This is a genomic window from Candidatus Kosakonia sp. 282A-S69 (assembly GCF_029433855.1).
Taxonomy (GTDB): domain Bacteria; phylum Pseudomonadota; class Gammaproteobacteria; order Enterobacterales; family Enterobacteriaceae; genus Kosakonia; species Kosakonia cowanii_A.
The window spans coordinates 322,737-334,939 of record NZ_JAROAU010000003.1 but is presented as its reverse complement, the minus strand read 5'-3'; the positions used below and the strand labels follow the sequence as shown (position 1 = coordinate 334,939).

Below are 12,203 nucleotides of genomic sequence, written 5' to 3'. Positions count from 1 at the left end.
CTATAAAAGAAACAGTAAGGCCACTATTTTTTCTCAGTTAAGCGCTGAACCAGTTCGTGCAGGGCGTCTAAGCGCGTCTCAACCATCGCATCGTCAACCTGCCACAGACCGGCAAACGCGAGTGCGGCGGAGTGGGCGCCAAGCGGTTTCGCCATCGACACTTCACCGTCGTCGTGATGCCACACTACATGCCCCTGCGCCCGCTGCTGGGCAACATGCGGGCCAAGCTGCTGCCACTGCTCCGGCGTAAAACGCTTTTGCAGCGCCTCGTCGCTCTCTGCCGCCAGCAGCGACATGCCGATAACCGACTGCCAGGCAGGCAGCATGTGGAAACCGGCCAGCGCCTGGCTTACCTGGCTGCCGGGTTCAGAGTGATAAATGTAGATCACCTGATCCTCCCACAGCACGCCCATCGCCACGACGATATCTTTCGGGGCATAGCGTTCCAGCAGCGGCAGCGCGTGAGAGAAGAGCGCCGAACCGCGAATTGCCTGCGCTGCCAGCGCATGAATGCCGGGGCCAGGCAGATAGCGACGCTGCGCGTCCTGCATGGTCAGGCCGATGGAGGCCATGGTCATTAATAACCGGTTTACGCGGGTGGTGTTAATCCCCATCAGACGCGACAGCTCACGACAGCCAATGGCGCGATCGCTGGAGACGAGGTACTGCAGGCAGCGAATGCCATCAATCAGACTTTGGTTCGGTTGAGAAGACATGCAGGGTTCGCTTTTCAGGTGGCTGGAAAAAACGATTCTACCGTCAGTCAAAAAGGAAACAAGATAATGAAAATCTTTCCTCACACCGATGCCAGAGCTTTTCCGACCCGACAGCTGCACGCCGATCTGGTCGTCGCGGGTGGCGGGCTGGCAGGGCTTTGCGCCGCGCTGGCGGCAGCGCGCGACGGCTTAGACGTGGTGCTGATCCAGGACAGGCCAGTGCTCGGCGGCAATGCCTCCAGCGAAGTGCGCCTGTGGGCGAATGGCGCGACATCACATATGGGTAACAACAACCGCTGGGCGCGCGAAGGCGGCATTATGGGCGAGATCATGGAGGAGAACCTCTGGCGCAATAAAGAGGGAAATCCGGTAATGTTTGACCTGGTGCTGCTCGACCTTGCCAGAAGCCAGCCGGGCCTGACGCTGCTGCTCAATACCGCCGTGTTTGAGGTGGAAACCGAGGCGCAGACCATCACTCAGGTGGCGGCCTTCAACCCAATCAATGAGACCTTTTACATCGTCAGCGCCGCACAGTTTTGTGATGCCACCGGCGACGGCGTGCTCGGCTATCTGGCGGGCGCCGAATACCGTGAAGGTGCAGAAGAAGCGGAGGAGCTCGGGGAGAAAATGGCGCCCGGCGATAACTTCGGCCACAAGCTCGGCCACTCCATCTACTTCTACACCAAGCAAACTGCCGGGCCGGTTAACTTTGTTCCCCCCTCCTTCGCGCTGAAAGACATTACCGCCATCCCCCGCTATAGACGCCTCACCTCCACCCTTAATGGCTGCGATCTATGGTGGCTTGAGTGGGGCGGGCGGCTTGATACCGTGCATGAGAGCGAAGAGATCAAATGGGAGCTGTGGAAGATCGTCTGGGGCGTATGGGATCACATTAAAAACTCCGGCAACTTCCCTGATGCGGAAAAGATGACTATCGAGTGGGTCGGCGCGATCCCCGGTAAGCGTGAAAGCCGCCGCTTCGTGGGCGACCATCTGCTCTGCCAGCAGGATATTATCGAACAGCGCGACCACTATGATGCCGTGGGCTATGGCGGCTGGTCGATCGATTTGCACCCCGCGGACGGCGTCTACAGCACCCATGACGGCTGCCGTCAGTTTCACAGCAAAGGCACTTATACCATCCCGTTTCGCAGCCTCTACAGCCGCTCGCTGAATAACCTGCTGCTGACCGGGCGGCTCATCTCCGCATCGCACGTCGCTTTCGGCAGCGCCCGCGTGATGTGCACCTGCGGCTTGTTGGGCGAGGTGGTGGGCCGCGCCGCCGCGCTTTGCCATGCGCGCAGCCTCACGCCGCAGGCCCTGGCGCAGCGCGAGCATATCGGCGCGCTGCAACAGCAACTGCAGCTTAACGGCTGCTACATTCCGCGCCAGTGGCTTAACAACCCGGCGGCAGGCGCCAGCGTCAGCGCCAGCAGCGAGTACCATCTGACGGCCCTCGCACCTAACGGCAACTGGCATCCGCTGGCGGAGAGGATGGCACTGCTGCTGCCTGTTGCGGCGGGCCATACCGTGCCGTCTGTTACCCTGCGGCTGCGGGCAAAGCGGCCGACGGAGCTGACCCTCTCCCTGCTCGGTAGCGTCCGGGCCGGCAACTTCACGCCCGATTGCCACTTTGAAGAGCAGGTGCTGAGCGTAGCTGGCGAGAGCGAGCAGACCGTCGCCTTCCGCTGGCAGAGCGAACGCAACCAGTACGTTTTTCTCGCTTTCGCCGCTCATGAAGAGGTTGAGATTGCGCTTACCGATACGCACCTGCCGGGCATCATGACGGTGTTCAACAGCCTCAATGCGCGCGTCGCCAAACATACCCGTCAGGTTGCCGACGGCGATTACGGCGTTGACGAGTTCGACTTCTGGCTGCCTCGCCGCCACCCGGCGCAGATCATGCCCGCCCTGCGCTGCGATCCGCCGATTGCCGCATGGAGCGTGCAGAATGTACTCAATGGCCGCCTGCGCCCCGAGCAGCAGATCAACGCCTGGTCCCCGGCAATGGATGACGCCGCGCCGGAGATCGTCTGGCAGTGGGAGAGCCCGCAGGCGATTAGCCAGCTGACGCTGGTGCAGGACAACGATTTCGATAACGCCATGGAGTCCGTCCAGATGGGACACCCTCTCGCCGTCACGCCGCACTGCATTACGCACTATCGCCTGTGGGCTGACGAGTGGCTGCTGGCAGAGGTTCATGACAACCACCACTCCGTCTGCCAGCACCGTTTCACCCGCCCCATCACCGCGAGCAGCGTCAGGCTGGAGATCCTCGCCACCGCGGGCGCGCTGCCCGCCGTTTACGCGCTGCATCTTCACTAAAGGCGCCCTTCGCGCACCCGCTGCTGGTGGCTCTGGGCGAAGGTCTGCATCCCCTGCTGCTGCCCGGTTTGCATCACGCCGGGCAGTTGGTGCGTTTTGCCTTCGCGGATAAGGTTCGCCACGGCCGGGGTATTAATCAGCAACTCAAACAGCCCCACGCGCCCGCCCTGCTTATCCGCCTCCAGCCTCTGCGCCAGCACCGCCTGTAAACTTCCCGCCAGCTGGCTGCGTACCGGCTCCTTCTCCTGTGCCGGAAAGCTGTCCACCAGCCGCTCGACGGCCTGCGCTGCTCCGCGCGTGTGCAAGGTTGCCAGCACCAGATGTCCCGTTTCGGCTGCGGTCAACGCCAGCCGTATGGTCTCGCTGTCGCGCAACTCACCGAGCAGGATCACATCCGGGTCCTGGCGCAACGCTGCGCGCAGCCCCTCGGCAAACGAGGCGCAGTGTTGGCCTATCTCGCGTTGCTGAATCAGGCTGTTACCGCTCTGGTGCAGGAACTCAATGGGGTCTTCGAGCGTCACAATATGTACCCCGGCCTGGTGATTGAGGTGGTGCACCATCGCTGCCAGCGTTGTCGATTTACCGCTGCCGGTCGCGCCGGTGACGAGGATCAGACCATTCTCCCGGGCGAGCAGTTCAGTCAGCGCCGCCGGAGCCGAGATATTGCTAAGCTGCGGGCAGCGCTGCGGCAACAGGCGCAGCGCTAATGAGATGCCGCCGTGTCGGGCAAACGCGCCTGCGCGCAGCCGCCTGCCGCCAGCAGTGGTCAGCGCGAAATCCACCTGCCGCATTTCGCGCCACTGCTGCTGCTGGAGGGGGGTGAGCTGCCCGCTCAGTAATGCGCTGATATCGGGCTGCTCAAAAGGCGCAGCGGTAAGCTGCCCGTGCTGTCGCCAGCGCGGTGGACAACCACTGCACAGGTGTAGATCCGAGACATTATGCTTTACACTAAGCGCCACTATTTCTTCTATATCCATTACGCCATCCTGGAATCATGAACGATATCGCGCATAACCTGGCACAGGTCCGGGACAAAATCTCCGCTGCGGCGGCACGCTGCGGCCGGGCTTCAGAAGAAGTTACGCTACTTGCAGTGAGTAAAACCAAGCCTGCGAGCGCCGTCGCAGAAGCAATCGACGCCGGGCAGCGTGCGTTCGGCGAAAACTATGTGCAGGAGGGGGTGGAGAAGATCCAGCACTTCCAGCAGGCGGGCGTTAGCGGGCTGGAGTGGCACTTTATCGGCCCGTTGCAGTCCAACAAAAGCCGTCTGGTAGCGGAGCACTTCGACTGGTGCCACACTGTCGACCGTCTGCGCATCGCCAGCCGCCTTAGCGAGCAGCGCCCGGCAACGCGCGCGCCGCTGAATGTTCTTATCCAAATCAACATCAGCGATGAGCAGAGCAAGTCTGGTATCGCCCTGAGCGAACTGGATGATCTTGCCGCGCAACTTGTTGAACTGCCCGGCATCTGCCTGCGCGGGTTGATGGCGATCCCGGCACCGGAAGCAGAGTACGAACGGCAGTTTGCCGTGGCACGGCAAATGGCTGTAGCATTTGAGGCGCTTAAAACACGCTATTCAACGGTCGATACCCTGTCGTTGGGCATGACGGATGATATGTCCGCAGCCATCGCGGCGGGCAGTACGATGGTGCGCATTGGTACCGCTATTTTTGGTGCGCGCGATTACACAAAAAAGTAAGAGAAACTGAGGAACGCCATGAAGACGTTGACTTTCCTGCTCTCAACAGTGCTTGAACTCTATACCATGGTTCTGCTGTTGCGCGTCTGGATGCAGTGGGCACGCTGTGATTTTTATAACCCTTTTTCGCAATTTGTCGTTAAAGCCACCCAGCCGATTGTCGGGCCGCTGCGCCGCATTATCCCGGCGATGGGGCCGCTGGACAGCGCCTCGCTGCTGGTCGCTTTTGTGCTGAGTTTTATCAAGGCGATCGTGCTGTTTATGGTGGTCACCCTCCAGCCGATTATCTGGATATCTGCCCTGCTTATTCTGGTCAAAACCATTGGCCTGATGATTTTCTGGGTGTTGCTGGTCATGGCCATCATGAGCTGGGTCAGCCAGGGCCGTAGCCCGGTTGAATACGCGCTGATTCAGCTGACCGAGCCGCTGCTGCGCCCGATCCGCAGGCTGCTGCCGGCGATGGGCGGCATCGACTTCTCGCCAATGATCCTTGTGCTGCTGCTCTATGTGCTCAATATGGGGATTGCCGAACTGCTGCAATCCACCGGTGATATGCTGCTGCCGGGGCTGTGGATGGCACTATGAGTGCCGTTGTCCCCTCACAGGACGGGCTGGTTTTACGGCTTTATATCCAGCCAAAAGCCAGCCGGGACGCAATTATCGGTTTGCATGGCGACGAAGTAAAAGTCGCCATCACCGCCCCGCCAGTGGATGGCCAGGCCAATGCGCACCTGGTGAAATTTCTCGCTAAACAGTTTCGCGTCGCGAAAAGCCAGGTGCTGATCGAAAAGGGCGAACTGGGCCGCCATAAACAGATTAAAATCGTTCATCCGCAACAGATCCCGACGGAAGTCGCGGCGCTGATAAATTAGGATCCGCTATGCAAAAAGTTGTCCTCGCCACCGGCAACGCCGGTAAAGTGCGCGAGCTTGCCTCGCTGCTCAATGATTTCGGCCTTGATGTGGTCGCACAAACCGAACTGGGCGTCGAATCCGTTGAAGAGACCGGGCTGACCTTTATTGAAAATGCCATTCTGAAAGCCCGCCATGCGGCAAAAGTGACCGGTTTACCGGCTATTGCCGATGATTCAGGGCTGGCGGTCGATGCGCTGGGCGGCGCCCCGGGGATCTACTCCGCGCGCTATGCGGGCCCTGAAGCCAGCGACCAGCAGAACCTGGAAAAACTGCTCGATGCGCTGCAGAGTGTGCCGGACGGCGAGCGCCAGGCGCAGTTCCACTGCGTACTGGTCTATATGCGCCACGCTGACGATCCGACGCCGCTGGTTTGTCACGGTAGCTGGCCTGGCCTCATTGCCCGTGCGCCTGCGGGAAGCGGCGGCTTTGGTTACGACCCTATCTTTTTCGTCCCCTCCGAAGGCAAAACCGCTGCGGAGCTGACACGCGACGAGAAGCGCGCCCTCTCCCATCGTGGTCAGGCGTTAACCCTGTTACTGGAAGCAATGCGTAATGGCTGATTTGCCGCCTCTGAGTCTCTATATCCACATCCCCTGGTGCGTGCAGAAGTGCCCCTACTGCGACTTCAACTCCCACGCGCTGAAGGGCGAAGTGCCGCACGACGACTACGTCCAGCATCTGCTTGCGGATCTGGATGCCGATGCCGCCTACGCCCAGGGACGGGAAATAAAGACCATCTTTATCGGCGGCGGTACGCCAAGCCTGCTCTCAGGCCCGGCGATGCAAACCCTGCTTGATGGCGTTCGCGCACGTCTGCCGCTGACCAGTGACGCGGAAATTACCATGGAGGCGAATCCTGGCACCGTTGAGGCTGACCGCTTCACCGACTACCAGCGCGCCGGTGTTAACCGTATTTCAATTGGCGTACAGAGCTTTAGCGAGGCGAAACTGCAGCGCCTTGGGCGTATTCACGGCCCGGAGGAAGCTAAGCGCGCGGCACGCCTGGCGAGCGGGCTGGGGCTTCGCAGCTTTAACCTCGATTTAATGCATGGCCTTCCGGATCAAACGCTTGAAGAGGCGCTCGACGATCTGCGCCAGGCTATCGCATTAGATCCGCCGCATCTGTCGTGGTATCAGCTCACCATTGAACCCAATACGCTCTTCAGCTCGCGCCCGCCGGTACTGCCGGATGATGACGCGCTGTGGGATATCTTCGAGCAGGGCCACCAGATCCTGACGGCGGCGGGTTATCAACAGTATGAAACCTCAGCCTATGCCAAACCGGGCTATCAGTGTCAGCACAATCTCAACTACTGGCGCTTTGGCGACTACCTCGGTATCGGCTGCGGTGCGCACGGCAAAGTGACCTTCGCGGATGGGCGTATTTTGCGTACGGCAAAAACGCGCCATCCACGCGGCTATATGCAGGGCAATTATGTTGATAAGCAGCATGATGTTGAAGAGCAGGATAAGCCCTTCGAGTTCTTTATGAACCGTTTTCGCCTGCTGGAGCCAGCAGCAAGAGCAGAGTTTGCCGCCTATACCGGGCTGGATGAAGCGACCATTCGCCCGCAAATTGAGCAGGCACTGGCGCTCAATTATCTGACCGAGAGCGCAACGCACTGGCAGATAACCGAGCACGGTAAGCTCTTTCTCAACTCGTTGCTTGAGTTGTTTCTTAGCGAGTAATGTGAAGTGATAGACAAAATTAAGGGGAAATATTATTTCCCCTTAATTATTTTAGCGATGTGATTATTTACAGATAAATATTACAGCAATTTTCGTTGCCGCATCCCGTGGCGCAATAAGACGATGCCAGAGGAGATAATGCCACCAAGAATGATCGCCAGAGCGATAACAATCGCTTTACCAGGCCCATCTTTTTTCATCGGGAACGACGGCGAGAGTTGATATTTAAATGGAGAGAACTCCACATCTTTAATATTCACTTTCTCAAGCTGCGCCAGATGATACTCACGGTTACGGAAGTCCGCATTCAGCTCGGTAAAATCTTTCATCGACTGCTCAATACGCAGTTTTTCCGAGATACCATCCGCACCGAGCGCGATAGAGAAGTCCGGGTCATCCTGTACCGCCTGGCCATTGCTGTAGACCGGGCGTTTGATGCCGGCAGCATTTGCCACTTCAAGGGAGTAGTTCAGGCGCTTTAATTTTGCCTCGTGAGCGTTGGCAATACGGGTGCGATCCATCTCCAGCACATTTTTTTCGACGTTCTTCTTCAGTTCAATATCGTTACGCACGGTTTCAAGCGTTTCGCTCACCACTTTGGCGGTAATGAAATTGATGTAATCTGTCAGCACCTGCTGCGCTTCAACGGCCTTTGGAGCGGTGAAACTGAGCGACCATGAGGCATACGGCGTATCTGTAAGGCTTCCCGACTTAATGTTATTGGTAATTTTGAGGTTACCAGCCACCAGCGCCAGTGCGCGTCGCAAATCATACTGATCGAGATTGCTCTCTTCCAGCTGGCCCAGCACCAGCGGAGACGTTGCCAAAAACTCCTCTTTCAAAGTCTGTGAGGCAAATTTCTTCAGGAAGAGGTTATAGACATCGTCAGGCGATACGGAGCTCTTAACATCAAGGACCTGCAAGGTCATCAACGCTCGCTGCAATTCCGCCCACTGGATCTTTTCCGCCGGCGTGATCTCGGCCTGGCTGGTCCATTTTTGCGGCAGTAACGCGCTAATAAAGAAGCCACAGACGGCGAAAAGTATCACGGTCGCAATAATGAATTTTTTGCCTCGCCATAAGAGGCTGAAAAGATAAAGTAGATCAACCTCGTTATTTTTGAGGTGAAGAGCAGAGTCTTCATAAAATGAAGCGTCGCTTCGCGGCTGTAACTTTATTGTTGACATAGATTATTTATGCAGGAGTGATATCCGTGATTGAGGCGGCGATATTAGCATCAACAAGAACATTCTGAAAGTATCAAAACAGCTGTCTGCCGGTTAAAGACGTTTATTTTTTAAGTAAAACCCCAATTTTTGGTAGGCGAAAATAGAAATATAAAGGTTGCTTTTGTTAAAAGGCAATTACCAAAAAATAGATGAAATATAAGAGACAAGCATAATTAATGAAAAAGAGCATTTAACAGGCGGCAGTAGCCGCAAGCTCATTAAAGAATAGATATTCGATGAGACAGCGACATTGTCAGAAGAGAAATGCCGCTGTTAAGAGTTACTTCAGAGAGGAGGTTAACGCTTTGCGGCTCTCTTCGAGCGAAACCACGCGCTGGCAGACATCTTTACCAAACTGCTGGAAGTCCGCTTCCTGATTTTTCCATTCGTTCTGGATAGCGGTTTGTAAGCCGCCGAGGTTGCCGAGCACATTCTGCAACGGGTTACCGCCGCTCTTCATCACCGCTTTCGCGCCCATTTCGTTAATGCTGTCCTGCAGAATGCCGCCCATCGCCTGGTTGACTAACTGCTGGCCATCAGCACGAACCTGTTCAATCGCCTTGTAGTGGAACGTCAGGCCGTCGCTGCGATGCTCGATAATGCGGTTCATCTGCTCTTTGAGCTGCGCGTCGAGCCTGGTGAGGCGGTTACGCATGCTGCTGCTCTCCCCCACCTCTTTGACGATGATCTTATCCAGCGCAATGCGGTTTTTCTCTACGCGACTCCGCGCGCCGTTGTCGATCCACGGCAAAGCGCTGCGTAGCTCTGCCTGGTAATCTTTCGCCTGCTCGCGCTGAGCGGCGCTCAGCGAAGGCTGCTTACCGTTAAACATCACATTGCCCTCTGGCGTGATCACCAGATTGCCGTTTTCGCCCTTCACCTGCACGGTTTGCGGGCTGATAATCACATCGTCGCGCGGCGTGACGCTGCACTGATAATCTGCCTGCGCCGCGAAAGCTGTAAGGGTGAGCGTTGCCGCCAGCAGCGTTTTACGCATTCTGTATACTCCTGTAGAGACAAAATGGGCCAGCAGATGCTGGCCCTTATGTTTGGTTAGTCCCACCAGACGTCGAAAAGTTCGCTGGTGCGTACCGCTTCGAGCTTCTGCTCCTCCAGCCACTTACGCACAAGGGCCTGATGCTCTTCGGTACATTTGCCAATCTCTTGCAGGCAGATTAACCCTTCCCACGCCAGATAGCCGCTGCCATCGAACGCCAGTTTATTCGGCGCAATCACCTGCTGGATGAAGTTATCAACGGTGCTGTCAATCTGCTCTTCCGTGGTACCTTCCGGGAAACGCCACGCGACGGAGAAACCCACTTCCTGGAATTCGTCGATATGCATCTTTTTACGCAAGCGACGGCTGCGGTTCTTTGCCATTATTTCACCCTCTCGAACATTAAGTCCCATACACCGTGACCAAGACGATGGCCACGCTGTTCAAATTTCGTTACCGGGCGCGATTCCGGGCGCGGCACATAGTCGTTGCTGGCCGACAGGTTTTTATACCCGTCGATAGAGCTCATCACCTCCAGCATATGTTCAGCATAGGCTTCCCAGTCGGTCGCCATATGGAATACGCCACCCAGCTTGAGCTTGCTCTTCACCAGCTCGGCAAAGGGTACCTGCACAATACGGCGCTTATTATGACGCGCTTTGTGCCACGGGTCCGGGAAAAAGAGTTGCACCATGTTTAAGGCGTTATCCGGGATCATGGTGTGCAGCACTTCTACCGCGTCGTGACACATCACCCGCAGGTTCTCGACGCCCTCTTCGTGAGCGGAAGAGAGGCAGGCACCGACGCCTGGCGAGTGCACTTCAATGCCGAGGAAATCCTGCTCCGGGCGGGTTTTCGCCATTTCAACCAGCGAAGCGCCCATGCCGAAACCGATCTCCAGCGTCACCGGCGCGCTGCGACCAAACAGCGCGGTAAAGTCGAGCGGCTGTTCGGTAAACTCAACGCCCATCACCGGCCAGTAATTGTCCAGCGCATGCTGCTGCCCCTTCGTCAGACGCCCCTGGCGACGGACAAAGCTACGAATGCGGCGCAGCGGGCGGCCATTTTCATCAAATTCCGGTGAAATGACGTCGTTATTCATAAAGTTTTCTGCTCGTGAGAGTGTTCAGGAAACGGGCATTATCCAAAGTTCATGGCATGATGCAAGCACCGGAAAGTTCCGGTTTACAGTGCAGCGCCGCTGTGCTGCAATCTTCGCCCCTGATAAAGCGATTCTGGTGACCATGCAAGCGTCTCAATTCTCAGCCCAGGTTCTGGACTGGTACGACAAATTTGGGCGGAAAACCCTGCCCTGGCAAATTGAAAAGACGCCCTACAAAGTATGGCTGTCAGAAGTGATGTTGCAACAGACCCAGGTCGCAACGGTAATCCCCTATTTCGGGCGCTTTATGGCGCGCTTTCCGACGGTGACCGATTTAGCCAACGCGCCGCTGGATGAGGTGCTGCATCTGTGGACCGGGCTCGGTTACTACGCCCGCGCGCGTAATCTGCATAAAGCCGCGCAACAGGTCGCCACACTGCACCATGGCCGTTTTCCTGAAACTTTTGACGAAGTCGCTGCCCTGCCTGGCGTCGGCCGCTCGACGGCGGGCGCCATCCTCTCTTTATCCCTTGGTAAACACTTCCCCATTCTTGATGGCAACGTGAAGCGCGTGCTCGCCCGCTGTTATGCGGTGGCCGGCTGGCCGGGGAAAAAAGAGGTGGAGAAACGGCTGTGGGAGATAAGCGAGCAGGTGACGCCGGCACAAGGCGTGGAGCGCTTTAACCAGGCGATGATGGATCTGGGAGCCATGGTCTGCACCCGCTCAAAACCGAAGTGTGAACTCTGCCCGCTGCAAAGCGGCTGTATCGCTTACGCCACGCACTCCTGGAGCAGCTATCCGGGTAAAAAGCCGAAACAGATGCTGCCCGAGCGAACCGGTTATCTGCTGCTAATGGAGCATGAAGGTGCGGTTTACCTTGAGCAGCGCCCACCGAGCGGCCTGTGGGGTGGCCTCTTCTGCTTCCCGCAGTTTAGCGATGAAGCGGCGCTACGCGACTGGCTGGCGCAAAGGGGGATTAGCGCGGATACTCTCAGCCAACTTGTTGCGTTCCGCCACACTTTTAGCCATTTCCACCTCGATATTGTGCCGATGTGGCTTCCTGTGTCCTCCTCTGCCGCGTGCATGGATGAAGGCGCAGGTCTTTGGTATAACTTAGCGCAACCGCCATCCGTCGGTCTGGCGGCTCCGGTGGAACGCCTGATACAGCAATTACGCGCCGAAGCGGCCTTGCGCGGCGCGCAGAAAGAGGAATGATTATGAGCAGAACTATTTTTTGTACCTTCCTGCAACGCGAAGCGGAAGGGCAAGACTTCCAGCTCTATCCGGGCGACCTGGGTAAACGCATCTATAACGAGATCTCGAAAGAGGCCTGGAAGCAGTGGCAGCAGAAGCAGACGATGCTGATCAATGAGAAGAAACTCAACATGATGAACGTTGAGCACCGCAAATTGCTGGAAGAGGAGATGGTCAATTTCCTGTTTGAAGGCAAAGACGTGCACATTGAAGGCTACACGCCACAAGAAAAAAAATAGGCGTCGTGGCTTAAACCCACCGGCAGTGCCATAAATCC

General features: G+C 57.1%; 14 protein-coding genes. 8 read left to right on the top strand and 6 right to left on the bottom strand.

Features of this window, described 5'->3' with window-relative positions:
* Positions 1-23: 23 nt before the first annotated feature.
* A complete protein-coding gene (locus PU683_RS07255) occupies positions 24-716 on the bottom strand; it encodes an IclR family transcriptional regulator domain-containing protein (RefSeq protein WP_277170848.1) in 693 nt (230 codons plus the stop codon).
* A gap of 66 nt (positions 717-782) precedes the next feature.
* Between PU683_RS07255 and PU683_RS07250 the strand changes: the two genes are divergently transcribed.
* Entirely contained in the window at positions 783-3,041 is a 2,259-nt protein-coding gene (locus tag PU683_RS07250; protein WP_277170847.1) for an FAD-dependent oxidoreductase, read from the top strand.
* Here PU683_RS07250 and PU683_RS07245 read toward each other — a convergent pair.
* Positions 3,038-4,018: a type IV pilus twitching motility protein PilT gene (locus PU683_RS07245; RefSeq protein ID WP_277170846.1), complete on the bottom strand. Its 981-nt coding sequence runs from the start codon at positions 4,016-4,018 to the stop codon at positions 3,038-3,040. The two genes, PU683_RS07250 and PU683_RS07245, sit on opposite strands and share 4 nt — an antisense overlap.
* A 17-nt stretch (positions 4,019-4,035) precedes the next feature.
* Here PU683_RS07245 and PU683_RS07240 point away from each other — a divergent pair, with 17 nt between their 5' ends.
* From PU683_RS07240 to hemW, 5 genes are read left to right on the top strand one after another with little or no spacing between them, the layout of a single operon-like run.
* Positions 4,036-4,740 carry a YggS family pyridoxal phosphate-dependent enzyme gene (locus tag PU683_RS07240; RefSeq protein ID WP_277170845.1) on the top strand — a complete coding sequence of 235 codons (705 nt, stop codon included), beginning with the start codon at positions 4,036-4,038 and terminating at the stop codon, positions 4,738-4,740.
* Positions 4,741-4,758: 18 nt separating this feature from the next.
* Complete coding sequence (locus PU683_RS07235; protein WP_277170844.1) at positions 4,759-5,325, top strand: YggT family protein; 567 nt, start codon at positions 4,759-4,761, stop codon at positions 5,323-5,325.
* Positions 5,322-5,612, top strand: a complete 291-nt coding sequence (yggU, locus tag PU683_RS07230) for a DUF167 family protein YggU (RefSeq protein WP_277170843.1) — start codon at positions 5,322-5,324, stop codon at positions 5,610-5,612. Before PU683_RS07235 ends, yggU begins: the two co-directional genes overlap by 4 nt.
* 8 nt (positions 5,613-5,620) lie before the next feature.
* Positions 5,621-6,214 carry an XTP/dITP diphosphatase gene (locus PU683_RS07225; protein WP_277170842.1) on the top strand — a complete coding sequence of 198 codons (594 nt, stop codon included), beginning with the start codon at positions 5,621-5,623 and terminating at the stop codon, positions 6,212-6,214.
* Positions 6,207-7,343 carry a radical SAM family heme chaperone HemW gene (hemW, locus tag PU683_RS07220; RefSeq protein ID WP_277170841.1) on the top strand — a complete coding sequence of 379 codons (1,137 nt, stop codon included), beginning with the start codon at positions 6,207-6,209 and terminating at the stop codon, positions 7,341-7,343. Before PU683_RS07225 ends, hemW begins: the two co-directional genes overlap by 8 nt.
* Before the next feature lie 80 nt (positions 7,344-7,423).
* Here hemW and wzz(fepE) read toward each other — a convergent pair whose 3' ends face one another.
* From wzz(fepE) to trmB, 4 genes are all read right to left on the bottom strand, one after another.
* The gene (gene wzz(fepE) / locus PU683_RS07215) at positions 7,424-8,530 is read right to left on the bottom strand and encodes an LPS O-antigen length regulator Wzz(fepE) (protein WP_277170840.1); all 1,107 of its coding nucleotides are present in this window, start codon (positions 8,528-8,530) and stop codon (positions 7,424-7,426) included.
* A gap of 322 nt (positions 8,531-8,852) precedes the next feature.
* Positions 8,853-9,569, bottom strand: coding sequence for a YggN family protein (locus PU683_RS07210; RefSeq protein ID WP_277170839.1), 717 nt, complete (start codon positions 9,567-9,569; stop codon positions 8,853-8,855).
* Between the two features lie 56 nt (positions 9,570-9,625).
* Positions 9,626-9,952 carry a YggL family protein gene (locus tag PU683_RS07205; RefSeq protein WP_187800094.1) on the bottom strand — a complete coding sequence of 109 codons (327 nt, stop codon included), beginning with the start codon at positions 9,950-9,952 and terminating at the stop codon, positions 9,626-9,628.
* Positions 9,952-10,671 carry a tRNA (guanosine(46)-N7)-methyltransferase TrmB gene (trmB, locus tag PU683_RS07200; RefSeq protein WP_277170838.1) on the bottom strand — a complete coding sequence of 240 codons (720 nt, stop codon included), beginning with the start codon at positions 10,669-10,671 and terminating at the stop codon, positions 9,952-9,954. The genes PU683_RS07205 and trmB overlap by 1 nt, the downstream gene beginning before the upstream one ends.
* 142 nt (positions 10,672-10,813) lie before the next feature.
* Here trmB and mutY point away from each other — a divergent pair, with 142 nt between their 5' ends.
* Together mutY and PU683_RS07190 are read left to right on the top strand one after the other, a co-directional pair.
* A complete protein-coding gene (gene mutY, locus PU683_RS07195; RefSeq protein ID WP_277170837.1) occupies positions 10,814-11,887 on the top strand; it encodes an A/G-specific adenine glycosylase in 1,074 nt (357 codons plus the stop codon).
* Between the two features lie 2 nt (positions 11,888-11,889).
* On the top strand, positions 11,890-12,165 hold the full coding sequence (locus tag PU683_RS07190; protein ID WP_020455176.1) for an oxidative damage protection protein: 276 nt from the start codon (positions 11,890-11,892) through the stop codon (positions 12,163-12,165).
* The last annotated feature ends 38 nt before the right edge of the window (positions 12,166-12,203 follow it).

What these genes read in the sequence shown, in the direction of transcription:
- PU683_RS07255 (WP_277170848.1), bottom strand. Translation starts at nt 716, where the DNA reads ATGTCTTCTCAACCGAACCAAAGTCTGATTGATGGCATTCGCTGCCTG.
- PU683_RS07250 (WP_277170847.1), top strand. Translation starts at nt 783, where the DNA reads ATGAAAATCTTTCCTCACACCGATGCCAGAGCTTTTCCGACCCGACAG.
- PU683_RS07245 (WP_277170846.1), bottom strand. Translation starts at nt 4,018, where the DNA reads ATGGATATAGAAGAAATAGTGGCGCTTAGTGTAAAGCATAATGTCTCG.
- PU683_RS07240 (WP_277170845.1), top strand. Translation starts at nt 4,036, where the DNA reads ATGAACGATATCGCGCATAACCTGGCACAGGTCCGGGACAAAATCTCC.
- PU683_RS07235 (WP_277170844.1), top strand. Translation starts at nt 4,759, where the DNA reads ATGAAGACGTTGACTTTCCTGCTCTCAACAGTGCTTGAACTCTATACC.
- yggU (WP_277170843.1), top strand. Translation starts at nt 5,322, where the DNA reads ATGAGTGCCGTTGTCCCCTCACAGGACGGGCTGGTTTTACGGCTTTAT.
- PU683_RS07225 (WP_277170842.1), top strand. Translation starts at nt 5,621, where the DNA reads ATGCAAAAAGTTGTCCTCGCCACCGGCAACGCCGGTAAAGTGCGCGAG.
- hemW (WP_277170841.1), top strand. Translation starts at nt 6,207, where the DNA reads ATGGCTGATTTGCCGCCTCTGAGTCTCTATATCCACATCCCCTGGTGC.
- PU683_RS07210 (WP_277170839.1), bottom strand. Translation starts at nt 9,569, where the DNA reads ATGCGTAAAACGCTGCTGGCGGCAACGCTCACCCTTACAGCTTTCGCG.
- PU683_RS07205 (WP_187800094.1), bottom strand. Translation starts at nt 9,952, where the DNA reads ATGGCAAAGAACCGCAGCCGTCGCTTGCGTAAAAAGATGCATATCGAC.
- trmB (WP_277170838.1), bottom strand. Translation starts at nt 10,671, where the DNA reads ATGAATAACGACGTCATTTCACCGGAATTTGATGAAAATGGCCGCCCG.
- mutY (WP_277170837.1), top strand. Translation starts at nt 10,814, where the DNA reads ATGCAAGCGTCTCAATTCTCAGCCCAGGTTCTGGACTGGTACGACAAA.
- PU683_RS07190 (WP_020455176.1), top strand. Translation starts at nt 11,890, where the DNA reads ATGAGCAGAACTATTTTTTGTACCTTCCTGCAACGCGAAGCGGAAGGG.